General features: G+C 42.9%; 20 protein-coding genes. 9 read left to right on the top strand and 11 right to left on the bottom strand.

Annotated features, from left to right (window positions below):
- Nucleotides 1-35 precede the first annotated feature (35 nt).
- The 8 genes from HQR03_RS02830 to rpmH form a co-directional block, all read right to left on the bottom strand.
- Nucleotides 36-710 carry a riboflavin synthase gene (locus tag HQR03_RS02830; RefSeq protein ID WP_173239056.1) on the bottom strand — a complete coding sequence of 225 codons (675 nt, stop codon included), beginning with the start codon at nt 708-710 and terminating at the stop codon, nt 36-38.
- A gap of 419 nt (nt 711-1,129) precedes the next feature.
- Nucleotides 1,130-2,215 carry a bifunctional diaminohydroxyphosphoribosylaminopyrimidine deaminase/5-amino-6-(5-phosphoribosylamino)uracil reductase RibD gene (gene ribD, locus HQR03_RS02825; protein WP_173239055.1) on the bottom strand — a complete coding sequence of 362 codons (1,086 nt, stop codon included), beginning with the start codon at nt 2,213-2,215 and terminating at the stop codon, nt 1,130-1,132.
- Nucleotides 2,216-2,253: 38 nt separating this feature from the next.
- Complete coding sequence (gene nrdR, locus HQR03_RS02820; RefSeq protein ID WP_025651988.1) at nt 2,254-2,730, bottom strand: transcriptional regulator NrdR; 477 nt, start codon at nt 2,728-2,730, stop codon at nt 2,254-2,256.
- A gap of 122 nt (nt 2,731-2,852) precedes the next feature.
- Nucleotides 2,853-4,298, bottom strand: coding sequence for a tRNA uridine-5-carboxymethylaminomethyl(34) synthesis GTPase MnmE (gene mnmE, locus HQR03_RS02815; protein WP_101211885.1), 1,446 nt, complete (start codon nt 4,296-4,298; stop codon nt 2,853-2,855).
- Between the two features lie 173 nt (nt 4,299-4,471).
- A complete protein-coding gene (gene yidC, locus HQR03_RS02810) occupies nt 4,472-6,163 on the bottom strand; it encodes a membrane protein insertase YidC (protein ID WP_173239054.1) in 1,692 nt (563 codons plus the stop codon).
- Nucleotides 6,164-6,382: 219 nt separating this feature from the next.
- The gene (gene yidD / locus HQR03_RS02805) at nt 6,383-6,757 is read right to left on the bottom strand and encodes a membrane protein insertion efficiency factor YidD (protein ID WP_173239053.1); all 375 of its coding nucleotides are present in this window, start codon (nt 6,755-6,757) and stop codon (nt 6,383-6,385) included.
- A 1-nt stretch (nt 6,758) separates the two neighbouring features.
- Nucleotides 6,759-7,130, bottom strand: coding sequence for a ribonuclease P protein component (rnpA, locus tag HQR03_RS02800; protein WP_173239052.1), 372 nt, complete (start codon nt 7,128-7,130; stop codon nt 6,759-6,761).
- A gap of 185 nt (nt 7,131-7,315) precedes the next feature.
- Complete coding sequence (gene rpmH / locus HQR03_RS02795; protein ID WP_007394757.1) at nt 7,316-7,450, bottom strand: 50S ribosomal protein L34; 135 nt, start codon at nt 7,448-7,450, stop codon at nt 7,316-7,318.
- Between the two features lie 611 nt (nt 7,451-8,061).
- Between rpmH and dnaA the strand changes: the two genes are divergently transcribed.
- The 6 genes from dnaA to HQR03_RS02765 all read left to right on the top strand — a co-directional run bounded on the left by dnaA (nt 8,062) and on the right by HQR03_RS02765 (nt 17,741).
- On the top strand, nt 8,062-9,507 hold the full coding sequence (gene dnaA / locus HQR03_RS02790) for a chromosomal replication initiator protein DnaA (RefSeq protein WP_173239051.1): 1,446 nt from the start codon (nt 8,062-8,064) through the stop codon (nt 9,505-9,507).
- A 205-nt stretch (nt 9,508-9,712) separates the two neighbouring features.
- Nucleotides 9,713-10,888 carry a DNA polymerase III subunit beta gene (gene dnaN, locus HQR03_RS02785; RefSeq protein ID WP_173239050.1) on the top strand — a complete coding sequence of 392 codons (1,176 nt, stop codon included), beginning with the start codon at nt 9,713-9,715 and terminating at the stop codon, nt 10,886-10,888.
- Between the two features lie 194 nt (nt 10,889-11,082).
- Complete coding sequence (gene recF / locus HQR03_RS02780; protein ID WP_173239049.1) at nt 11,083-12,297, top strand: DNA replication/repair protein RecF; 1,215 nt, start codon at nt 11,083-11,085, stop codon at nt 12,295-12,297.
- Nucleotides 12,298-12,861: 564 nt separating this feature from the next.
- Entirely contained in the window at nt 12,862-15,441 is a 2,580-nt protein-coding gene (gene gyrB / locus HQR03_RS02775; protein WP_244951964.1) for a DNA topoisomerase (ATP-hydrolyzing) subunit B, read from the top strand.
- 126 nt (nt 15,442-15,567) lie between these two features.
- Nucleotides 15,568-17,049 carry a DUF6880 family protein gene (locus HQR03_RS02770; protein ID WP_173239047.1) on the top strand — a complete coding sequence of 494 codons (1,482 nt, stop codon included), beginning with the start codon at nt 15,568-15,570 and terminating at the stop codon, nt 17,047-17,049.
- Nucleotides 17,050-17,111: 62 nt separating this feature from the next.
- Nucleotides 17,112-17,741, top strand: a complete 630-nt coding sequence (locus tag HQR03_RS02765; protein ID WP_025651999.1) for a manganese efflux pump MntP — start codon at nt 17,112-17,114, stop codon at nt 17,739-17,741.
- 439 nt (nt 17,742-18,180) lie between these two features.
- On the opposite strand, the gene rlmF is transcribed toward HQR03_RS02765, so the two are convergent.
- Both rlmF and HQR03_RS02755 read right to left on the bottom strand, forming a co-directional pair.
- The gene (rlmF, locus tag HQR03_RS02760) at nt 18,181-19,218 is read right to left on the bottom strand and encodes a 23S rRNA (adenine(1618)-N(6))-methyltransferase RlmF (protein WP_173239046.1); all 1,038 of its coding nucleotides are present in this window, start codon (nt 19,216-19,218) and stop codon (nt 18,181-18,183) included.
- Nucleotides 19,219-19,283: 65 nt separating this feature from the next.
- Nucleotides 19,284-19,991 carry a LysE family translocator gene (locus HQR03_RS02755; protein WP_173239045.1) on the bottom strand — a complete coding sequence of 236 codons (708 nt, stop codon included), beginning with the start codon at nt 19,989-19,991 and terminating at the stop codon, nt 19,284-19,286.
- Nucleotides 19,992-20,310: 319 nt separating this feature from the next.
- Here HQR03_RS02755 and HQR03_RS02750 point away from each other — a divergent pair, with 319 nt between their 5' ends.
- The 3 genes from HQR03_RS02750 (at nt 20,311) to HQR03_RS02740 (ending at nt 24,717) form a co-directional block, all read left to right on the top strand.
- Complete coding sequence (locus tag HQR03_RS02750; RefSeq protein WP_244951959.1) at nt 20,311-21,117, top strand: crotonase/enoyl-CoA hydratase family protein; 807 nt, start codon at nt 20,311-20,313, stop codon at nt 21,115-21,117.
- A 68-nt stretch (nt 21,118-21,185) separates the two neighbouring features.
- Complete coding sequence (locus HQR03_RS14330) at nt 21,186-23,324, top strand: McrB family protein (protein WP_217271526.1); 2,139 nt, start codon at nt 21,186-21,188, stop codon at nt 23,322-23,324.
- Nucleotides 23,290-24,717, top strand: coding sequence for an McrC family protein (locus tag HQR03_RS02740; protein ID WP_173239044.1), 1,428 nt, complete (start codon nt 23,290-23,292; stop codon nt 24,715-24,717). The genes HQR03_RS14330 and HQR03_RS02740 overlap by 35 nt, the downstream gene beginning before the upstream one ends.
- A gap of 385 nt (nt 24,718-25,102) precedes the next feature.
- Here HQR03_RS02740 and HQR03_RS02735 read toward each other — a convergent pair whose 3' ends face one another.
- Entirely contained in the window at nt 25,103-25,942 is an 840-nt protein-coding gene (locus HQR03_RS02735) for a hypothetical protein (protein WP_173239043.1), read from the bottom strand.
- Nucleotides 25,943-25,996: the final 54 nt, after the last annotated feature.

Here is a 25,996-nt window from a genome sequence, read left to right as displayed (position 1 = left end):
CCAGAAAGAAAGTATGTATTGATAAATGTCACTTACTATCTCATAAAGCCGTTATCTGCTAAAAATGTCTCAGTGATGTTACTTGGTGTATTTTGCGCTGTCGCACTTGCACTTTGTGGCTTGGTTAGCAACCGCTCTAAATAGCGCGCGACAATATCCACTTCAACATTAACCTTATCGCCTACCAACCAATGCTGAGCAATATTGGTGACTTGTGCGGTATGCGGAATGATATTTAAAGAGACGATATTGTCGCGTACCAAATTCGTCGTGAGACTAATACCGTCAAGCGTAATCGAACCTTTGGTCGCTGTATAATGCGCCAACGCTTGCGGTATTTCGATCTCAATATAGATAGAGCGCGCGTCTTTTTGCAATTTACGCACGACGCCGACACCATCGACGTGACCGGCGACAATATGACCACCAAAACGGGTGGTGGGCAACATCGCCTTTTCTAGGTTGACGATATGACCTGGTTTTAGCTCTTCTAACGCTGTATGCGCAATTGTTTCACGTGAGACATCAACCGAGTAATGATTGCTGCCAAAATCCACAACCGTCAAACAAATACCATTAGAAGCAATAGAGTCACCCAGTTTCACATCACTGAAGTCTAAATCATCAGACTCTATCGTCAAGCGTATGTCACCGCCTGTAGGCTGCATGGATTTGACCTTTCCGACACTTTCTATAATTCCGGTAAACATATCAACCTCATCTCATTATTATATTGCCGCGATAGACAACGTATTAGTATGTATTAAGAAGGCGTTTGTCTGCCTTTATCTTTTAGTGAAACATGCGTTTATTTTAAGCACAGTATGGGATAAGTTGTGGATAAGTAATGAAAAATCAACCCATACACCGTTAAAAACCTAGGTTTTGACCAAGTTATCCACAGTAGAGCAAAGTCTAAGAATAAACCTGTAAATACTTAAAGACTAATAATAAGTAATTGATTTTAAAGGATTTAATATATATTCTATATAAATTAAGGTCTTTTTGGTTTCATGTGAAACAAAGTTATACACAGTTTCATGTGAAACATCACCTGAATTTACTAACTTATCCACACTTAGCACATATTTAGTACAGACTGTGAGCAAGCTGTTTATAAGTGTTCATTTCATAAAGGCAATAAGGTCAGTTTAAGATCAGCACCAACTTGTTCATAACTGTCGATATCAAAACGCAGCTGCTGCGCCAACGATAGTGGATTAAAGTTAACCATCGGGCGCGCCTGTGCGCCTAATAAACAAGGCGCTTGATAAACAACCAGCTCGTCGACCAACTGCTGGCTCAAAAAACTGCCTGTTACGCTAGCACCAGCTTCAACCAATACTTCATAACACTGATGCTCGCTGACTAAATTGTTTAATAACGCAGTTAAGTTATCCTCATGCCAATAAATCGTATCCGCTCGACGGCATAACTGATAATCAGACTCTACGCTGTGCGCTAAGCGCTGACGCCTATCGAGTACGACAACCTTGGGAGCAGGAACTTGCTCAAGCGCTATACCTAACTGGTTTGAGCGTACATTTAATTGAGGATTATCAACGATGACGGTTTCGCTACCTGTAATAATGGCGCCACTGCGGGCACGTAGCTTTTGCACATCCTCGCGAGCAGCGGCACCTGTAATCCACTTCGACTCCCCTGTCGCCATCGCCGTACGACCGTCAAGACTGGTGGCTATTTTAAGCCGTACATAAGGCATCTGGGTACGCATCGCCTTCAAAAATCCGCGATTTAAGGCTTCTGCTTGCTGCGTTAATACACCAATAGTGACGTTGATGCCCGCCTCTTCTAGTAAACGCACACCACGACCAGCGACTTGTGGATTGGGATCTAAACCTGCAATCACTACCCGCTTAACACCCGCAGCAATCAGCGCAAGCGCACAAGGCGGCGTACGACCTGTATGACTACACGGCTCCAGTGTCACATAAGCGGTTGCGCCTACTGCTCGCGTACCTGCTTCTTTCAGCGCAAATACCTCGGCATGAGGCTCCCCTGCTTTCGGGTGAAAACCTTGACCAACGATATCTTCTGCCTGAACAATGACACAGCCTACCGCTGGATTGGGCCTAGTAGTATAGATACCATGCTTACCCTGCTCGATAGCAAGCATCATAAAATAGCGGTCTTGGGCATCTCGTTCATGGTTTGAAAATTTATGATTTGAGATTTTATGGTTTGAAAGCGTCATAAAGAGGGCACACTTAATAAAAAAATAGCTAATAAAGGCTACTTAACGTTGTCGTCCGTTTTTTCGCTGGGACGAATGTTAGCAATTTCTTGGTGAAAGGCATCGATATCTTGAAAGTCGCGGTAAACACTGGCAAAGCGTACATAAGCGACGTCATCGAGCGTCTTAAGCTCGCTCATAATAATCTCACCTAAGACTTTGCTGCTAATTTCGCGCTCACCCATTTGCCGTACACGCTTTTCGATACGACTAATCATTGCCTCTTGCTCATCAATGGTAATGGGACGTTTTTGTAGCGGCAAGAGTATAGAGCGGCGCAGCTTTTCGTTATCGTAAGGCTCAATCTTACCGCTTGATTTGATAATTCTTGGCATCACCACCTCTACCATCTCAAACGTGGTAAAGCGCTCTTGGCAACTATTACAGGAACGGCGGCGACGCACTTGCGCCCCTTCTGCTGCAAGCCGTGAGTCAATCACTTTGGTCTCTGACGCATTACAATATGGGCAATGCATACTATTTTCCTTGTCTTAATACATTAAAGGCGGCAACATTAAAGCCATATTGAAGCGCTAATTAGGATGAATGTATGAAACTTTTTAACCATTATTTTCCAATAGAAAAAGACTTAACAAAGCTATTTACCAATACAGAAACTGCCAAAAATTTTACCTAGTAAATCATCAGCGCTGAACTCACCAGTAATCTCACCCAAACTATGCTGAGCTTGACGTAAGCTTTCAGCCACCAATTCACCGGCTTGAAAGACGGTTAACTGCTCGTGCGCTTCTGCCAAATAATTTGCCGTGCGCCTGAGTGCATCCAAGTGCCTTGTACGGGCAATAAGACTGTTTTCGGGCGGATGGAAACCCACTTTAGCACACAACGCTTCGACCAATGTATCGATACCAGCGCCTGTTTCACATGAAACATTGACTTGTTCATAACCACGATTTTTTATTTCAATCTGTGAAGCGGACATGGCATCCTCGTCACTCAAACCGTTTAATAAGTCGCTTTTATTGGCAATGATTAATAATCGCTTAGCCTCTGGTAGCTTGCCAAATAACTGCTCAGCCAGCTGTAGTGGCGTACTCTCTTCCTCAAGGTCGCGGGTCACGTCATAGACCATCATCAACATATCAGCCTGCGTAATAGCGGTACGCGCGCGCTCAATGCCAATACGCTCCACGGTGTCTTGCGTCTCACGTAGGCCAGCCGTATCGGTTAGGTGCAGCGTTAGACCGTTGAGTACTACGGTCTCTTGTAGCGTATCGCGTGTGGTACCTGCGACGTCAGTGACGATAGCGCGCTCTTGTCCTGCTAGACGGTTTAGTAAGCTTGATTTGCCTGCATTCGGCCTACCTGCCAATACCACATGAATACCATCACGTAATAGCTGACCTTGTTTTGCGGTCGAGAGTACTTGCTGGATTTTTTGTTGCGTGTTCTCAAGATTGGCCTGTATAACGCCATCGGATAAAAAATCAACATCTTCTTCATCGGGGAAATCAATGGCGGCTTCAACATGTAAGCGCAGATGAATAAGCTGCTCCAGCAATTCATTGATTTTTTGTGAAAACTCACCACTTAGCGAGCGTATAGCACTACTGGCAGCGGCAGCACTGGTCGCATCAATCGCATCAGCGATAGCCTCTGCTTGTACCAAATCCAGCTTATCGTTATCAAAAGCGCGGTAAGAAAACTCGCCAGCACTGGCTTGTTTGGCACCCAATTCAAACACGCGCGCGAGTAACTGATTTTGCAAAATCATGCCGCCATGCCCTTGCAGCTCAATCACATCTTCACCAGTAAAGGAATGTGGGCCTTTAAAATACAATACCAAGCCTTCGTCAATGGTCGTGCCATCAGCCTGATAAAAACGGCAGAAGCTGGCCATACGCGGGGTAAACGCCGACTTACCCGTGAGCTGACAAGCAATGGCATAGGCACGTGCGCCTGACAGACGAATAACCCCAACACCCCCGCGCCCAAGCGGTGTAGCAATGGCGGCAATGGTAGCCAATCCAGATGAATCAGTTGGGGCTAACGCCGCTTTGACAGAATCCACACTTATTCTCATTAACTAAAAACTCCATTATAGACGGCTCGGCGCAGGCTGACAAAACAAACTTTAAATAGCGGTATTTTGCGCTTTTTAACACGTATCAACATAAGCAAACATTAGGTTTGACGTATAAAAAAACCACCGCTTGTGCGATGGTTTTATTCATTATAAAGCAGACTGCTTGTTGATTAATCAAGCACCTTGACGGTACGACGCTTTTGCTCTTCGTCGACTTTTTTATTCACAATATATTGCTGAGTCATACTAAACAAGTTGTTCACCGTCCAGTATAGAACCAGACCTGCTGGGAAGAACAGCATGAAAGCGGTAAAAATAATCGGTAAAAACTTCATTACCTTGGCTTGCATCGGATCAGCGGGCTGCGGGTTTAGCTGCTGCTGTATAAACATCGACGCACCCATGAGCAATGGTAATATAAACCATGGATCCATCGCTGATAAATCCTGAATCCATAAGATCCACGGTGCATGACGCAACTCAACACTTTCAACCAGTACCCAATATAACGCTAAGAAAATCGGCATTTGCATTAAGATAGGCAAACAACCCGCCATCGGATTGACTTTCTCTTCTTTATAAATCGCCATCATCTCTTGCGACATTTTCATACGATCATCGCCGTGCTCTTCTTTGAGCACTTTGAGTCTTGGTGCAATGGCACGCATCTTCGCCATTGAGTAGTAGCTCTTGTTTGAGAACCACATCAGCGCAATTTTAACCAAGACAGTCAGTAGAATAATTGACCAACCCCAGTTACCAATGACTTTATGAATGCCTTCCAAGATAGCAAACAAGATTTTTGATATTGGCCATAGCAAGCCATAATCGACAGTTTTGTTCAAACCAACTGCCACATCTTTGAGCTCAGACTGTACCTTTGGCCCAGCATATAGCGTTGCATTTAACGTCACTTGCTTGTTTGGTGCAACATTGACTGGCTGACTGTTAAAGCCGATAAAGTACTCATCAGCCGTTTCACGACTGAAGAACTTACCCGTGAAGTTTTCAGGCGTCCATGCAGAGACAAAATAATGCTGCACGATGCCAACCCAACCTTTATCACTGGTCGTAGTCAACTCACCATCACTAAAGTTACCAAATTTCAGCTTATTGTAAGGATCATCAGGGGTGCCCCAAGCGCCGCCCAAATACGTCGCCATGCTTAGCGCGCCTTTGTCAGACATGCCAGGATCTTTACTATCATCACGTTTTAACTGAGCAAACATCTGCCCTTGCCAAGCAGCGGCAGAGGCATTTTGAATTTGATAACTGATATCAATCGGATATTTGTCTTGCGTAAAGGTAAAGGTCTTAGTAATCGTCACGCCGTCTTTTTTATAAGTAAGCGGTACAGATAACGTTTGCTGCCCTTTTTCCATGACGTAATTATTAGCAGTATGACTGTAATTGGCACGACCTTCTGCGGTGTCAATACCATCTTGACCAATCAGGCCAGACTGAGCCACATAGACGCGATTACTATTATTTTCTAACAGTACAAAAGGCGTCTCGCTATCGAGCGTCGCGTTATACTGCTTAAGCGCAGCATAAACGATATCACCGCCTTCTGGATTGATTTTTATATCATAGCGATCAGTGGTGACTGTGATCAGCCCAGCATCTTTCGCAGGGGTAGCCGTCACAATGCCGTTATCGGCTGTTACGTTATCCACCGTCTGTACCGGAATATCACCTGCTGCGCCAGTCGTAGAGGGAATATCAGCACCCACTGACGTTGCAGCTTCTGGTGCCGTGTCTACAGCTGGTGCATCGGCATAATCATCTCGCCATGCCAAAATCAGCAGATAAGCGGTGATTAGCATCGCAATGATGATCATCACCCGAAATATCTTTTGCATAAACCTTTCCTAGATTAAAAAATTAGGGAATGAAAAATTAGGGCATGTGTCATGACCACGGATCGCCGTTATCTATTAGCGCTGTGACAACGTACTAGCAGTCATTTACATAAAATGTGCATCATTTTACTAAAAATCCACCCTAAATGATACCAACAGTGTGGATAACTTGTGGGTAACTCAATAGATATCCACAAGTTATCCAGTTACTAACACGTTTTACGGCTGTCTCATCATATGGTTTAGGCGAGAAACATAGCTTGTAGTGTCTTTACCAACATATAAACCTTGAGCTTTAACAATCGCTAGCTCGATAGGGGATAAATATTGATAGAAATAAGAGGATAAGGGCAGCGGTACAAAATCGATGCCGTGGCCGCCTAACGGATGACAGCGGCTAATACGTTTTAACAAAAGCCAACTGCCTGACCAGACACCATGCCACGCTACCGCTTGTTTACCATAATTAGAACAAGTTGGATAATAGCGACAACGGGCAGGGATAATTGGACTTATTATCTTTTGATAAAAATAAATAAAATAATAAATCAAAAAAAATAAATATTTATTTATTTTTAAAATAATGAAATTCATTTTATTTTTTTTCTATTTTTTTTAATATATTATTTATCTCATTTATTAATTCTTTATTATCTAAATCTTTAATAGATTTTTTAACAATGAAAACAATATCCTTGTTTTCTAGTTTTGCAGATTTTACGCGGAACTGCTCACGTATTTGACGCTTGATTAAATTTCGCGCCACCGCAGTAGGTACTTTACGCTTGGTAATAGCCATACCGACTCGCGGCTGCTCGTGAGCATTGGTACGTATAAAAGCCATCAAATGGCTCTGGTGCAGCTTGCGCTCTGGGGCATCAAACACCTCACGGAAAGCTGCAGGCGTCAGCAGGCGTTGCTGTTTAGTGAAGCGGGCGGTCAAGGTAGCTGGAGCAGTATTGGACATAGTACAACCTAGTATCAGAGCGGGTGACAATATCAGAAGAATCATAAAATATAGAGACAAAAAAAGCGCCGATGTGGGCGCTTTTAATATATGGCTACGTGTCAGTTGCGATGATTGACTATCGCAATCTATAAATAATAGAAACACAACAAGCACTATTAGCCATGCTCATCGTCATCTACTAATTATACAGTAAGACGATGACGTCCTTTAGCGCGGCGACGAGCTAAGACCTGACGGCCTTTTTTAGTTGCCATACGAGCACGGAAACCGTGAGTACGTTTACGCTTGATCACGCTTGGTTGGAATGTACGTTTCATAACTCACCTATCAAAATAATGGACTAAATTCGTAATAACGGAGGATTATACCACCGCATAGTATCTTGGTCAATGAACTAATTTAATCGATGTTTAGATGAGTAGAGTACATTGTCTCTAAAGCCGTTTTTCTGATTACTCTTGCATCATCAATCTGTGGCTAGTGAATCCAGTTTAATTCCCTAGAAGTCCTTCTTTGTTAATTTAAACTTTTGAAAGTTATCCACAGAAAACTTTGAACTCTATAATAATTAACTATTAATATATATAAGTATTGTTGTTATTGGGAGGCCTATTATCTGTGGTTAAGTCAAAATTACCCTTTATTATCAAAATACTAGACTATGGGTAACCCTGTGGATAACCTGTGGGTGGAATATGGATAACTCGTGTTGTTAACTTATCCACAAAACTATCCACAGCCTTATCCACAAAAAACAGGATGTTATCCACAGGGTATTGTGTTAGATTAACACCCTACTTGATATGTGATTTTGCATATTCTCTAAGAGCGTTTTTGAGGTGATATTCATAGGCAATATGGATGTTGGTTGAGCAGTTATGCCGTTTAGGGCATTTTATTATTTCAGATTATGGGGTTATTATTTTTCATGATAGACACAGCAACTATTTGGGATAAGTGCCTAAACGATTTGCGTTATAACGTCAAAGATAACGTATTTACGATGTGGTTAAGACCCTTATCAGCCCATCAGGAAGCGCAGACGCTCATTATTCTTGCACCGAACGATTACTTTGTAACGTATATCAAAAAAAACCATTTGAAAGATATTCAGCAGCTGGTGGCCAAGCACAGTCAAGGTAGTATCGAGGAAGTGATCGTGCGGGTCGATAATGCAGGTCGTGAGTCGAACGACAATAATCAGTCGCAGTCAGGTTCGCTATTTGTAGAAGATAACCCCTCCCCTCCCCCTGACGAGCACAAATTTGAATCCATACATCAGAATAATGCGCGCGCAGATATCGATGCCAACATGCGTCATGCTACCCTAGCAGAATCTGCTGATGCCAAATCATTAAGCTATCTAAATCCTGATTTTACCTTTGAGACCTTTGTCACTGGTAAGTCTAACAACCTTGCGTACAAGGCTTGTTATGAGCTTGGTAAGCGTCAATCAAAGAATCGTCACAATCCTTTATTTATATATGGTCCTTCAGGATTGGGAAAAACTCATTTAATGCATTCGGTAGCGCACCGCTATTTAAAAAACAATCAAAGTTTTTATTATTTCACTTCTGAAAAATTTATTAATCAATTGGTTTATTCATTAAGAAATAATAAAATAGAAGATTTTAAAAAGAAAATAAAAAAAGTAGATTTGTTAATTGTAGATGATATTCATGTACTAGCAGGAAAGACCAAGAGTAGTAATGAGTTTTTAACGTTATTTGCGGATTTTACCAGTGGTGACAAGCAACTGATTTTGGCATCAGATCGTCATCCATCGCAGATGACGGAATTTGATGAACGTTTTAGATCGCGTTTTTCTTGGGGTTTGACGGTGGCTGTTGATCCGCCTGAGATTGATACACGAGTACAAATCTTACAGAAAAAAGCAGCATCACACGGCATGACGCTCCCTAAGGAATGCGCTTTATTTATCGCTCAAAACGTGGTGTCAAATGTCCGTCGTTTAGAAGGTGCTCTAAATCAAGTATTTGCCAATGCTAACTTGACGGGTGCACAGATTACTCTTGAAATGGTGCAATACGCGCTAAAAGACATCGTCGCGATGCGGGTGCAAGCCGTCAATATGGATAATATCCGCAAAGTGGTCGCTGAATACTACGATGTGACTATCAAAGACATGATGGGACGCAAGCGTACGCGTAGTATTGCTAGACCACGGCAAATAGCCATGGCATTATCACGTGAATTGACCAGCGATAGCTTTCCGGAGATTGGACAGTCTTTTGGCGGACGGGATCATACGACGGTGATGCATGCTTGTGATAAAGTTAATGAGCTACGCGCCGCCGACCCAGCGTTTGATAAAGATTACAAGACACTTGCTCTGATGTTACAAGCAGGTTAAAGCTATATGTTACGATTAATTTTAGGCTGTAGCTACGCTATTTTTAGGCCGTGGTTACACTGTATTTTAGTCGGTTGATATGGTTTATAATATTGCGAGTACCAACCGGCAGATACCTTGTGGATTATCGTCAGTAGACAGGGTATTATTAAGCCATTATTTTACATCTATATAAAAAGAATCATTCAAATAAGAGTAACCAAGCATGCAATTATCGATTAATCGAGAGTCGTTACTAAAAGCTATTAACTTGATCGCCAAGGCCGCTGACAAACGCCACAATATGGTTATCTTGGGTAATATCAAGCTACAGTTGTCTGAGTCAGTGCTTATTTTGACAGCCTCTGACTTAGAGGTAGAGCTGACATCGACGTTGAAATTGCCTGCTGGTGCTTGTGTTGAAGCAGGAACAACCACTTTACCTGCGACAAAACTTAGAGATATCTGCAAATCCTTACCCGCACAAGCACAAGTTACGCTTGCCACCCAAGAAAACGAGCGTTGTTTGCTGACGAGTGGTAAGAGCCGCTTTACCTTGGGTACATTGCCTAGTGAAGATTATCCAAGCTTGGGCAATCCCGAAAATATCACGCCGTTGACCATTAGCCGTAGCCGTTTGACGGATTTGATTCATAAAACCCAGTTCGCCATGGCCATTCAAGATGTGCGCTATTATTTAACTGGTATGCTGTTTGATGTTTCACAACAGCAGCTAACCACCGTTGCAACTGACGGCCACAGACTGGCATTGGCGCGTAGTGTCATTGATGTGAGTGCAGATTTGAATATGCAAGCCATCTTGCCGCGCAAAGCAGTGATTGAGCTTGAGCGTTTGGCTTCTGAGCTTGGTAAGATGTTGGGTGATCAAGATAACGCAGTGACGCTAAGCTTTGGTCGCGAGTTTTTGCAAGTAAGCTTGCCGTTCGGTGAAGTGGATAGTGCAGGGCAGGTGAGTGATAATCTAATGGTGACCTTTACCGCACGTTTAATCGACGGTAAGTTTCCTGACTATCGTCGCGTCATGCCAAGCAATACCGATAAATTGGCCTTATTTAATCAAGAAAAAATGACAGATGTGCTACGCCGTGTCGCGATTTTAAGTAACGAAAAATCACGTGGCGTCGTCTTTAATTTCGCCAGCGATGGTATGGTGGAAGTACGCGCTAATAACGCTGAGCAAGACGAAGCGGTTGAGATGATACAAGCTAAGTATCAGGGTGAGCCGATGGAGCTGTCCTTTAATGCTGCCTATTTGCAAGATGTGCTAAGTGTCATCCAAGGGGATCTGCAAATGCATATGAGCCAATCTAACGCCTCAGTACTAGTAAATCAGCTAAATGATGAATTCCATCAATATGTCATCATGCCAATGCGTATATAGTGCTTTTTTTTGTAGAAAACGGTGCAGTTAGACGGTAGCACTTGTCCAGTGAGACGAGGTCGCTGTCTTTGTAGTATTGTTTTTAAGCCCGTTTTCATATTTAAAACTAACCTCTGCAACCTCGCAAAATCTATAATTAATTAAACTTTTGCCTGCTAATAATCGGATGGTAAAAATAGGCGGCTGTCGATATTATGATTGAACGTCTACAAATTTCACACCTACGTAACCTCAGTCAAGTCAATCTACCTGCCACTGCTTGCAACGTCATTATCGGCGCGAATGGTAGTGGTAAGACCTCGCTATTGGAAGCGATATTCTTGCTATCACGAGGTAAGAGTTTTCGTCATCACCAGCCTAAACGCTATATTCAGCACCATCAAAATAGCGCAACCGTACATGCTAGACTCAATGATAGCAGCACTTTAGCGATTCAAAAGCAAGCTGATGCGACGACGATACTACGTCTTAATCAAAGCACCGTTTACAATCAAAGCATCTTAACCGAACAGCTCCCCACACTATTAATAGATCCCTCTACTATGGATATGTTAGAGCAGGGCAGTGCCAGTCGTCGGCAGCTGTTGGATTGGTTGGTGTTTCACATGAAACAAGGCTTTCATCCACAATGGGTAGCTTATCAACGGCTATTAAAACAGCGCAATAGTTTGCTAAAAAAATCACGCCACTTGACCCAAGTTCAACTTGCTGAGCTTAGAGCATGGGACAGAGGTCTGAGTAGTCATGCGGCACTTATCCATCACTATCGCGAACGAATATTTAGCGAATGGCAGCCTTATTTTGCTCAAAGCATTGCTCAGTTATTGCCTGCTTATGCCGAGCAATTGAGCTTGAGCTATAGTGCTGGTTACGACACCAGTGTTGCGCTCGATGTACAGCTTAATGAGCGCTTAGAACAGGATTTGCAGCTGGGCTATACCCGCATCGGTAACCACCGTGCCGATATTCATGTCCATTGGCGCTCTAGCGAGCCGCTAGCCATACATGAAGGGCAGGAAACTAAAAACACGACAGTAGAAGGCGATATACACACGAAATTGCCCGTTTTAAAAGAGCAGGCCGCTAATGTATTATCGCGCGGTGAAAAGAAGCTATTGATTACCGCATTGCGCTTATCACAGTTGCCGCTGCTACTTAATACTGAAAAAGATGCGGATATCTCTAACAATGATTTTAAATCGCGAGTGACGCCCGTGGTATTGTTAGACGATATCACTGCAGAGCTTGATGATAGGGCGATTGAGATTTTATTGTCAACGCTAGCACAGCTGCCTTGTCAAGTATTTATGACCAGTTTGACCGATGATATCGTACCGCTAGTCAATACATTATGGTCAAAACCTAATATGTTTCATGTGAAACAAGGTCAAATTTCTCCTGACAACTAAGCATAAATATTGATATTTTTGTTTTAATTCCTCCTCGTCAACTTTGCATTTCATCCATAATTTACCCTCTTATTTTTCGGTAATTCTTACCGACTTAAAATACCTGATAGATAACGATAAAACTGCCAGTAAACAGTGACTTAGAAGCAAAAAAATGCTAAAATAGGGCTTTATTTTTGTCCTATTCTCAGTAAGTTATCTTATGGCGTGATATAGAGTTTTTTTATTATCTATAAAATTCTAAGTGGCTGATAAATATGTGTTTTATTTATTTTACTTGGCTTTAATAATGTTTAAAAGAACAGAAGCTAGTATTAAAAATACCGAGCGCTAATTTTATGTCTGTAATGACATGCCACAAAGTTGTAGCTAACACTGTTTAGCTAATGATACGCATGACAGGCTTTGACCATAAAACGTTAAGTCTAAGATAACATCGTGAGGCGTCACCGTAGTGGTGCGCCCGTGATGGGCTGATAATGGCTAGATTAAGGAATGCACATGAGTGATTCATTACCTACCGATTACGAGCAATTGACGGCCGATACGACAGTTTCAGATGCTATGGTGTCGGATACTGTCGTTGACACGATTGTCCCTGCCGCCGCTCAAGGATTACCCTCTGATTACAGCTCCAAAGATATCCGTGTTTTACGCGGTTTAGAAGCCGTGCGCGTGCGTCCTGGGATGTATATCGGTGATACCGATGACGGCACCGGCTTGCATCATATGGTCTTTGAGGTGGTGGACAACTCTATCGATGAAGCATTGGCCGGTCATTGTGATCAGATCGATATCGTCATTCACGAAGACGAATCGGTCAGTGTCATGGACAATGGTCGCGGCGTCCCTGTTGATATCCATCCAGAAGAGGGGGTGTCAGCGGCACAGGTTATCATGACCGTGCTGCACGCAGGTGGTAAGTTCGATGATAACAGCTATAAAGTCTCAGGCGGTCTACATGGTGTCGGCGTCTCGGTCGTTAACGCCTTGTCCAAAAAGCTTGAAATGAATATCTGGCGTGAAGGCTATCACTACCATCAGACGTATACCGATGGTGTGCCTGATGCTGACATTCAGCAAATGGAAGCAACGGATAAAACGGGCACCCAAATCCGCTTTTATCCTAGTAACGATGTCTTTACTGGCACTATCTTCGAATATGATATTTTAGCCAAGCGTTTACGTGAGCTGTCGTTTTTGAACTCAGGTGTACGCATCGTCTTGACCGATGAGCGTATCGATAAGCGTCATGAGTTTGAACATAAAGGCGGATTGTCAGAGTTTGTCAGCTATATTAATGCGGGCAAAGATGGCGTCAACGAAGTCTTCCATTTTGATAGTGAGCAAGACGATGGCATCAGTGTCGAAGTGGCCCTACAATGGACGGACACTTATAACGAAAAAGTATTGTGCTTTACCAACAACATCCCGCAGCGCGATGGTGGTACGCATTTATCAGGCTTTCGTTCGGCATTGACCCGCTGTCTAAACAGTTATATGGATCGTGAAAACTTATTCAAAAAAGAGAAAGTGACGGCGACGGGCGATGATGCGCGTGAAGGCTTGACGGCGATTGTCTCGGTTAAAGTGCCTGATCCAAAATTTTCTAGTCAAACCAAAGACAAGCTGGTCTCAAGCGAAGTAAAGTCTGCTGTTGAATCAGCCATGCATGATAAGTTCAACGACTTTTTGTTAGAGAATCCAACGGCTAGTAAAGCCATTGCGAATAAAATCATCGATGCAGCACGAGCACGTGATGCCGCTCGCAAAGCACGTGAAATGACACGTCGTAAGACTACTTTGGATATCGCCGGTTTGCCTGGTAAGTTGGCGGATTGCCAAGAAAAAGATCCAGCGCTTTCAGAGCTGTATATCGTGGAGGGTGACTCTGCGGGTGGTTCAGCTAAGCAGGGTCGTAGCCGTAAGACCCAAGCGATTTTGCCACTAAAAGGTAAAATCCTAAACGTTGAGCGTGCGCGTTTTGACAAAATGTTGTCGTCTGCGGAAGTAGGTAACTTAATTACTGCGCTTGGCTGTGGTATCGGTCCTGATGAATATAATCCTGATAAAGTACGCTATCACAAAATCATCATCATGACCGATGCCGACGTTGATGGGTCACACATTCGTACCTTGCTGTTGACCTTCTTCTTCCGTCAAACGCCAGAGCTGATCGAGCGTGGCTATATTTATATCGCTCAGCCACCGCTATACAAAGTGAAAAAAGGTCGTCAAGAGCTGTATCTAAAGGACGATGAAGCCTTAAAAGCTTATCTATTGTCATCAACGATTGACAATACCAAGCTGCATATTAGTGCTGATGCGCCTGCCATTACTGGGCAAGCATTAGAGACGCTATTGAATGATTATAACCAAACGCAGCTGATCAAAGCCCGTTTGCAAATTCGTTTTCCAGCGGTAATTTTGGATGCTTTAACGCATACGCCAAAGCTTAGCACTGATATGACTTACGATAAGTCTGCTATGCAAGCGTGGCAAGAAGCCATGCAAACTCAACTTGAGCACTTTGGTAGTGATCTGAGCCCTGAGATTGAATTGGTCAATATTCATGCGCCGCAACCAAAGAATATGGATGCTGCCGCTGCAGACTTATTGGGTATGAGGCCTGCGGTAGAAATTGCAGATGGCACAGTGTCTGATAGTGAGGCGTTATCAGCCAAGGCACAATGGTTGCCACGTATCACTGTTTATGTGCATCAATTAGCCCACCATTATCTGCTAGATGCAAGCTTTATCAACTCAGGTGAATATACCAAGTTGCTACGATTATCGGCTGAATGGAACACCTTACTTGAGGAAGATGCCTTTATCCGTCGTGAGGCAACAGCAGGTACGACCAAAGATATCCCAGTGCGTGACTTTGATTATCTCTGGCAACAGATGATGCTGGATGCGCGTCGTGGTTTGGCAATCCAGCGCTATAAAGGGCTAGGGGAGATGAATGCTGATCAGCTTTGGGATACCACTATGGATCCTGAAAACCGTCGCATGCTACGCGTCACGATCGAAGATGCTATCGCGGCGGATCATATGTTTACCTGCCTAATGGGTGATCACGTTGAGCCACGTCGTATCTTTATCGAAGAAAATGCGTTAACAGTGTCTAATTTGGATATTTAGCTTTTAAGTTTTGAGATTATAGACCTTGAAGTTTGAATATAAGTATTTATTGGTATAAAGTCATCTTGCTCGCAAGGTGGCTTTTTTCATATGAAACATTACCAGTAAAATAGTGAGGGTAACACTATGCTAAACGCAGAACAAAAGAAGTATTTGTCACAACTATCAAAAACGTCTTTAATTGATTTTGTCTCTGATGTGTATGGTGTAGATAAAATGCTCGATAAAAAAATTGAGCGTCTGCTATTACAATCAGATAAGCCTAAACTTATAAAAAAGTTAACCACTACACTAAAAGGACTTAGAAGACGAAGGAAGTTTGTAGATTACTGGGAGTCTAGCGAATTTGCTACTGAGCTTCAGCACTTAGCCAGTGACATAATGAGCCTTTATCCTGAGCAACCACAAGAATGCCTGACGTTACTTGAGTTATTTATAGAATCTACTAATGCTAGCTTAGGGCGTGCTGATGATTCCAACGGTTATATTGGTGATATTTATAGGAGTTTGACTGCATCTTGGCTGACAGTGGCTAGCACATGCTATGAGCAAGAAAAGCGAGACATACCTGTTGATGAGCGCGATATACTCAGCCATGCTTGGGTAAATAAAGTAAAAGTGCTGGCTGACGATAATGATTATGGTACTAAAGATAGTTTATTAGAAGATATTAATGAGCTGTTATCTGAGCCTGAGATACGTGGATTGATCGCTGATTATCAACAAGAGCGTGAGAATATCCAAACAAAAAAGGCAAACGAAGATACGCTCAATGAAAGGCAAAACAGCCCTTTAAGCGATGATGCTTTTTCGATTAACTATGAAAAAATGGTAATTGAGATCGCCATAAAAAATCTATCAAGGGCGCTAGGTGATGTGGGATTTTTTGAAACCATCTTTTTTGAGATGCAAGAGACTAGACCAGTTCATCCTCGAAGATTAGAAGAGTTGCTAACATTTTTGCTAAATCAAAGAGCTTTTGATAAGGCACTACACTACTTAAATGAAGAGTGGCAAAGCGATGGTCTGTTAGATAAGACCAGACGCTTGGATTGGCTAAGTCACATATATCACATGCAAAAAAACACCAATGCGCTCATGGAAGTGCTAGGCGAGGTATTTGAGCTGCAACCAAGCCCTTTAAGGCTAAAAGCTATCATGGCTGAGGCCAGTCCTGCTCAGCAAGCTCAGTGGCGAAAAAGAGCTTATGAGCTGGCAGAGCAACAAGAAAATGTATTTATGGCAACATCACTACTGCTAGAAATAGGAGAGGTTGAGCTTGCCAATCAGGTCGCAGTTGCCCGTTATTGCCAGTTTGCTGATGTACATTATACAGCGCTAACCGGCATGTTAAAGGAGTTGCCAGCTGAGACTGATTTACTTCAAGTTATTATTTATCGCACTTTACTTAATGATATTCTAGACAGCTCTCGCAGCAAAGCCTATGGTCACGCGGCTCGCTACTTCAACCGTCTAACAAAGCTTGATACGATTATTAGTCAATCGTCTAAGCCTTACAGCGAACTTGCAACCCATAAAGAATATGTTATTACGCTTAAAGATAAGCATGGCAAAAAGCGTAGTTTTTGGGAAAAGGTAAACGATTAAATCGATGTGATGTTTCACGTGAAACTTCACTAGATAAATCATTATAATAAGTGGACACCAAAATGATTGAAGTTGTGTTGCTGGCTATCGCTTTAGCCATGGATGCATTTGCTGTCGCGATTGGGCTGGGTGCTAAGTCGCAAAAACAAAGCAAGCAGTATTTGTTACGTTTAGCTGTTTATGCGGCGTTATATTTTGGTATTGCGCAGGGCGTGATGCCATTGATTGGATATTTGTTAGGCGCAGCACTTTTAGGCTGGTTGGCTGCTGCTGCACCTTGGATCGGTGGGATTATACTGATCGGTCTCGGTGGCAAGATGCTTTATGAGGTGTTTACTGGTGATGGGGAGGATGCGGTAGACAGTGCGCTTCACCTAAAGGCTGGTGCTATTGATACGACTGGTGATACCGTTGCCGCCATAGGCAGTGGAAACGGCAGTATCAATCATCGCACTATGTTTACGCTCGCAATTGCCACCAGTATTGATGCGATGGCGGCAGGGTTTACCCTTAATTTATTGGCATTGAATGCATGGTTAGCATGTTTAATTATCGCTGTAGTAACGGCTATATTTGGGCTATTCGGTGTTTATCTAGGCTGGCGCTCTGGTACATGGTTAGAGGATAAAGCCGAAGCATTAGGTGGTTTGGTGCTTATTTTAATTGGTATAAAAATCATGTTTTTTGGCTAAATAACTAGGGCGTGTTGAACATTCATAAATGAACACTGCTGATCGCTAAAATTGTTCCAGACACGGCGCAAGTCGAAGATTATGTTGATACCTTAGCTCGAATTGCAACACGGTATGGGGCAATTTTAGCATCAGCCTAAAAGGACAGGACTATTTTTTGCTGATTTTTTGATAACAAGAGACGCTTAGAATGACTAAACTTACTATTTTTATCTTTGAATCGCCTAAAAAATAGTCTCTGTCAGTGCCACGATCGAATGTTCAACACGCCCTATAATGAGTGAAAAGTAATATCGATAAATCAGCAATACCGTCGCGTTTTAAGGTATTTAACTATATTCCATTTTGACTTATTTTCTCAATAAAAAGCACCGCTCTGGGTTCCAGAGCGGTGCTTTTTTGTTTCACGTGAAACTTTAAGAATTAAAAACAGTAACTACTATTCTTCATCAGTGTTAAAACGCCATGCCAATATACGGGTGTTTTTCTGTCCTTGGCTCATCTCAATAATGCGCATCTGTGTGACATCAAGCTGCTTTAGCAATAGCTGTAAAGGTTTTACGTTTTCGGACTTCGAGACTAAGCTAGTAAACCAGCCAACATGCTCAGCGAAATCTTGGCTCTCTTTTATCATCTTAGTCAAAAAGGTAATCTCGCCACCTTCACTCCATAGCTCTTTATGCTGACCGCCGAAGTTTAGGTTTTGTGCCGCATTGCCAGATTTCGTTGAATGTCGGCTTACTTGCTCGTTTTCATTCTTGCCACGATGGCGTTGCAAATTATGCTGCTTGCGGGTATTGGATTCCATCGCTTCTTCTAGTGACGCATGGAATGGCGGGTTGCACACGACCACATCAAAGTAATCTTGACGACCGATGATACCTGCAAAAAACTTCTTCGGATTGGGTTGTAGTTTTACTTTCACCGCGCCTTTTAGCTTTGGATTGGCTTCACAAATCAATGCCGCGGTATTGACCGAAATAGGGTCGATATCGCTCGCGGTAAAGCGCCAACCGTAGCTTTGGCTGCCGATAATAGGGTAAATAGCACTGGCACCAGTACCAATATCTAAGGCATGGATTTCTTTACCCATCGGCGGTGTATTATCGTCATTCATGTGCGTGGTTTGCGCCAATAAGTCAGCGATGTAATGAATATAATCGGCACGCCCCGGAATCGGTGGACACAAATAACCTTCAGGAATGTCCCAAAATTTAACGCCATAATAATGGGCCAATAGCGCCTGATTAAGCACTCTTACCGCTTGATGATCAGAGAAGTTAATCGTTGGCTCGCCATTAGGATTGGTAATCGTATGCTTGGCAAGCTCAGGCAAAGCGCGGGTCAATACCGTAAAGTCATAGCGGCCTTGGTGCGGATTGCGTGGATGCAGCTGGCCTAATTTTTTGGCAGTCTCAGGTGATCTGTTTCTGTGATTGTTAGCGGTCGGGCGACGGTTCATAGGCTTACTGGTCATAGTATCGGGCTTTGATGTTTGAATATAATCAACCATTTTAGCAGATTTCGCGGCTAACGAATGTCTTATCGGCTACGTAAAATCAGGTTTAATCCCAATACGATCATCGCGGTACCTAAGATGCGGTCAATCCAATGCTCAAAGCGTTGAAAGCGACGATGTATCGCAGGAATGGAGAGTAACATCACTACGGTGCTAAACCATGCCATCTGTAAGACCATCATCCATACGCCATAAATGGAAAGCTGCCAAAGTGGTATATTAGGTGACAATACTAAGGTAAATATGGCGACAAAATAGACGGGCGCTTTTGGGTTAAATACATTGCAAAAAAAGCCGCGACGTAGAATGGCGAAAGTTGAGTCGCTATTCATAGAAGGTTTTTTGGTAGAAGGCAGCGCTGCTTGCTCGGTAGGCGCAGCTTGTGAAACATCAATGACTGAATCTGTTGGCTCTTCTGAATTTGCTAACTCTGACGGCTTTTTAGGTTTGGCTTGAATGCCTTGCCACCCTAGATAAATAAGGTAACTACCGCCCAACCATTTAATAGCGGTCAATAATGGCTGCGAATGAGCGATGACCGTCGCCAGTCCTAGCACTGAATAGATAATATGTATTGCTAAACCAAAAGTGATACCAAGGCTACAAATCAAACCTGTGCGCCGACCTTTTGCCAATGTCTGCTGTGATACCAAGACAAAATCAGGCCCTGGAGAGGCAGCAGCGAGTAGATGAACGCTGGTGATCAGCAAAAAACCGTGCCAAAATTCCATAAAAAGCTCTGAGTCATGTCTTAGGTTGAATAATAGTTGCACTTATCGCAAATCAGGTCAACTGATATTGAGGTCAGCTGTTGATGGAAACGCTAAAACGATGCTTGCGTTGCAAAGAGCGTATGTCTATATTGAAAGTCAGTAGTATTCACTGAAATAAGACGATTTTGGCGTAGGGTGTGGTTAACGCAGTGTAACCCACCGTCTTATACTTTTATAAGGTTTAAATGGTGGGTTACATTTTATCTTCATTCTCTACGAAAACTTGATAAAACTAACCGCACCCTACCACAACTACAAATATAAAAAGGATAAAACCATGAGCATGCAAAACGATACTGACGCTATTGGCAAGCGCATTACCTATGAAACTGACGGCCATATCTGCCTAATCGGACTCAATCGTGCGGACAAGCGCAACGCCTTTGATAGCCATATGATCAAGCAACTCTCTGAGGCGCTTACCAAGTATGAAAATGACGCTAATCTGCGTTGTGCGCTTATCTTCGCCCATGGCGAGCACTTTACCGCTGGTCTTGATTTGATGGAGCTACAAGATAAATGGGATAAAGGCGCGTTTGAATTCAATGATAATAAAATCGATCCGTGGGGTATCGGTGGCAAACTGCGGACCAAACCTGTGGTCGTGGCAATACAAGGCACTTGCTTTACCGCAGGCATTGAGCTGATGCTAAATAGTGATGTGGTCATCGCTAGTGATAACTGCAACTTTGCACAAATGGAAGTGCAACGCGGCATCATGCCGTTTGGCGGGGCGACGGTAAGATTTGTCGCGGCAGCAGGCTGGCAAAAAGCCATGCCGTATCTACTCACTGGTAAAGCATTCGATGCGCAAACGGCTGATAGGCTGAATTTGGTCAGCGAAGTCGTCGCCAATGGTGAAGAGTATGAGCGCGCACGCACTATCGCTAAAGAGATTTGCAAGGCTGCCCCGCTTGGGGTACAAGGGTTGCTGTCTTCTGCGCAAGATGCCAGTCACAATGGCGCAAAAGCAGCACTCGCCAATATTCATAGCTATCTGCCGCATTTATTTCATTCAGAAGACGCAAAAGAGGGCGCAATGGCGATGGTTGAGAGACGTGAGGCGGAGTTTAAGGGGCGTTAGGGTTTTTAGTCTACCTCTCGTATGATCATAAGAAACCATCATTAAAATTTCATTTGAAGGATACCGCGGTGCAACAAATTATCATAAAGAATGATGACTATAAGGGTCCATCCCAAGTTACTAGGGAGGAGTGGCTACATGTATTGTTAGATGAAGACTTTATGTCTCTTAACTATAAATTCTTCTTGATCACTTTTTTCTCAGAGCCTGAATACAAGGCTGACTTTGAGTATCTGGCAAAGCGATATAATCTCTCGAAGCAATCTCTAAGTGGCTATATAAGTCAATTTAATATGAAGGTGAAGAAAAGATTTTCGAAGTTGCAAAATGTCGATACATCAAGTTTGTGGCTAATTGCTATGAAAGGTAGTGAAAATGGTGAATGGCAGTTGCGCGACGAGCTAGTTGGAGCAATGCAAGAGCTAGATTACATCAATGCTAGCGCTATAAAAATCGACAGCATCGGTCACTTGGTTGGTCTTATAAACCAAGACGTCAGTGGTCTGAAAAAGGACTTTCTTTTCGCTAGAAAAGAGCTGACAGGTAATCAAAGAATTACTAACTCAAAGTTATTGTTCAAATACGATAGCGAAGACAGAGAGTGGGCGATCAACGAAGGTGCGGGCACCGAAGTCCAATACCACATCTACTTATCAGACAATAAAATTGGTTACGGTTTAGGATTTAATACGCTTTACGTCAGATTTAAAGAAGAAAAAACACCAATAGAATATATCAAGCCGTTTATGGATGCTTTTATAGCTTTGAGAGACAGTGAAGAGATTACTAAGCTTGCTAAGAGAGGCTTTACATTAAACACGGATGAATACGGCTTTCAAAACCCTGTCAAAGACGAGCATTACTTATTCGGTCGAATAATGGAGTTAGATTATGAACAGAAACTGTCTTTGCTTGATTACTACAGTATCATCAATGATCTAAAAGGCGATTTGTTTGAAGCTTATAAAAATGTTTTTAAGCTTGCTAATAAGTCAATTATGAATGAACAAGTAAGTACTTCAAACGCTCAACCACCTATCACCAATCCTTTGCTACAAGAAATCAGCGAGCTACTGTTAGCCAATAAGAATCTTATACTTACAGGAGCACCAGGAACGGGTAAAACCTACTTAGCAAAAGCGCTGGCTAAAGCTTGGGATGCAGAGCACAAGCTCATTCAATTTCATCCGTCCTATGACTATACTGATTTTGTCGAAGGTCTAAGACCTATTCAAAATGAAGAAGGTGAGGTTAGCTTTGAGCTAAGAGATGGAAGCTTCAAGAAGTTTTGTAAAGAAGCACTCAAAACTGAAAGAAATCAAAATATTAGTAATTTTGAGGAAGTTTATGAAATTTTTATTGATGATGTAGTCGAGAATGGTTTAACGCTCGAAACACCTTTTCATAAAAAACGTTTCAAAGTAGATATTAACTCTAGAAAAAGCTGTGTGGTTACTCCTGAAACAGATAGACAAACACAAATGACCGTTAGAAAAGAGTTCTTTAAGGTCTATATTGAAACTGACGAAGTACTCGACTGGAAACCGTACACTGTCGCAATTGGAGAGTATATAAAAAATAAATACGATTTGAAGGTTACTTCAGTTGATGATCGAAACAAGAAATTCATTCTTATTTTAGATGAAATAAACCGTGCCGAAATCTCCAAAGTCTTAGGCGAGCTTTTCTTCTCAATTGACCCCGGCTATCGGGGCGAGAGTGGCAGAGTCACTACCCAATACGCCAATCTGCAAACCGAAGAAGATGTTTTTAAGAACGGTTTTTATATTCCAGACAACGTCTATATCATCGGTACCATGAACGATATCGATCGTAGTGTCGAATCATTTGATTTTGCAATGCGCCGCCGATTTGCTTGGAAAGAAATCAAAGCCGAAGATAGGCTTTCAATGTGGGAAGGGCAAATAGATGAATGGGCAGAAGAAGCTAAGCAACGGCTTATTAATTTAAATAGTGCTATCGAATCTGTTCAAGGCTTGAGCGATACCTACCATGTCGGTCCAGCTTACTTCCTAAAACTGGCTAATTATAATGGGGATTTCGATAAACTCTGGACGTACCATCTACAGTCGCTCCTGTTTGAATATCTGCGTGGCTATCCTGATGCCGATGAGCAGCTTGCTAGTTTAAAAAGTGCCTATGATAATACCTATGACTCGGTTGGTTATGATGATAGTCACGACTGACAATACAGCTTTAGAGCTGACGGCAATGGATCAGGTTTATAAGGATAATATAAGTCTGATTGCTAATAAAAATATTAGCGAGTTGGTAAAAGCAAATCCTGATTTACTAATATTTCCTGATTATCTTAAGGACAACGAAGACGATATTGCTAGCGAGCCAATCTTTGAGCTAACTCTTAGTGATTCTAAGATAATTTTAACAACGGGTAATGTCATGGGTTTTATTGGCGTACAGAATACGCAACTAAAAATCCAATCGCGTTTTGCTCAGAGTGTTATCGATGAGGTTAGTGACGTTGGTACTGTAACGAATAATCAAGAAGCCAGTATTGAGGACTATTTTTTACACTATATGCTACAAAAGGTACTGTGCTTTAATTTATTTGATTTAAAGCATAGTCGCAATCAAACCAATGTCTTTGATTTTTTGGTCTATTTATTTCCTTATCTACTAAAAAAAGCGCTCTCGCAAGGCTTGTATAAAGAGTATCAAAAGAAAACTTATAACGATAGCAATCTTAAAGGTGCTATCGATATCAAAGCTCATTTGCAACGAAACCTGCCTTTTCGAGGTAGCGTTGCCTACCGTGTACGCGAGCACAGCTTTGATAATCCGCTTACTCAGCTGATTCGTCATACCATTGAGCTTATCAAGCAAAAACCAAACTTGCGAGACGTGTTGCATAGCGATAGCGAGACCCTAGATTTTGTTAATCTGATTGTCCAGCATACGCCGTCCTATCATGCGCGAGGTCAGCAAACTGTCATTAATGCCAACCGCAAACCTTTCGTCCATCCTTATTTCACCGAATATAGTGGTCTGCAAAAAATCTGCCTACAAATCCTCCGTCATGATGGTCTGAAATACGCCAGAAATGATGATAAAGCCTACGGTATCTTGTTTGATGGGGCTTGGCTATGGGAGGAATATTTAAATACCCTTCTGCGTGATATCGGCTTTAAACATCCTACTAATAATAATCGAAAAGGCGGTATCAAGGTTTATGCACAGAAATTTTCGGGTAATAACGTGCGCCGTTATCCTGATTTTGTGAAAGATAACCGCATTATTTTGGACGCGAAATATAAGCGCATGAAAGACAATCACATTAGTCGTGATGACCTCAATCAAATCCTATCTTATCTGTTTTTATATCGAGCTAATATAGGAGGCTATATTGCGCCTACGGTAGATGATAATTTAGCTTTGAATATGGGTGTCTTAAATGGCTTCGGTGGTAGTATTCATAAGTTTAAGCTGGCGATTCCGCAACAGGTCGCCAGTTATCAGGCGTTTAAAACAGCTATTACTGAGAATGAAGCGAAGTTGATTAGGGCTATTGAAGCGTTGTCATTTGAACAAAGTGATGATGATTCACTTGCTATAAGTTAAACTTTGCAAACAAAAAATAGCTGACTTAAGACGCGTTTTAGCCCTGACAGTAGCGGCTATCCTGCTGAAAACAATGGCGATGCGGATTGTGGCTGGGAGTGATGTCGAGGCAACAGCAACGCTACCAGCGACTTTAGTCCGCACGCCATTGGCTAAGCAGATAATAGCGGATGGCAGGATTAGCTCCAACCCATTATCCTGATTAAGACTACCTTCAATTTCTAGATAATTCCCAATCTATTCGGCGTGTTAAGCCGCGCTAACCATATTCTAAGAGCTTTCTAACACTTTTAACCTAAACAATAAAAACCCCGCCGTGGCGAGGTCTTATAGTTTTGTCTAGGATTGTTAGTTTATCGCTTAGCTCATATCAGCAACTAACCGATTAGCGAGCTTTTTGGTAGTAATCAACCATCATAGTACCTAACGTACCATTGTCATCGATAGTGACGATTCTGACCGTACCTGACTGTGCTGCGGTACTGGACTGCACTTGTCCGGCATTACCTAAGACCACTTGGTTGGTTTTGGCTGCCATTGCTCCGTTACCGATAGCGATGCTGTTCATGCCGCCTGCCATAGATTTATTGCCTAGCGCGACCGAGTTTGCACCTTGTGCGGCTGCCGCTTCACCAACTGCGGTAGAGCGTACGCCACTAGCATTGGCGATATGACCAAACGCTTGCGCGCGTTCGGCGGTGGCTTTGGATTGCCAACCGATAGAGGTTGAGCCAAGACCTGCGGCGTTGGCTTCACCACCAACGGCGGTTGCGGAGTTTAGACCTGCATTGGCTTTGTTACCGACGGCGACGGTGTCGTTAGTGCCACCAGCCATGGCGGCTTCACCGACTGCGGTAGAGCGAACACCGCTAGCATTGGCTAAGTGACCAAAGGCTTGCGCGCGTTCGGCAGTGGCTTTGGATTGCCAACCGATAGAGGTTGAGCCTAGGCCTGCGGCATTGGCTTGACCACCGACAGCGGTTGCTGAGTTCAGACCTGCATTGGCCATATTACCGATAGCAACCGTGTCGTTAGTGCCGCTAGACATAGCACTATTGCCTAAAGTAATGGCAGTAGAGTTAGCGTTTGCCATCATTTGAGCGTTTGCAGTAACAGGTTGAGCCTCAGCGCCTGTGGTCATAGCTGTACATGCAGAGGTCGCGGCAACGGCGAGAGTAAGCACGCTCATTTTGAGTGCTGAATGTAGTGAAAAGTCCATTTTCATTGATAAATCCTTTTTAAAAGCCCAAAAGGCTAATTGGTTTGGTTTTGCTGGAGT

It is taken from the genome of Psychrobacter okhotskensis (assembly GCF_013248965.1).
Classification (GTDB): Bacteria; Pseudomonadota; Gammaproteobacteria; order Pseudomonadales; family Moraxellaceae; genus Psychrobacter; species Psychrobacter okhotskensis.
Note: the sequence above shows the minus strand (reverse complement) of the source record. Positions and strands in the feature narration are given on the sequence as shown.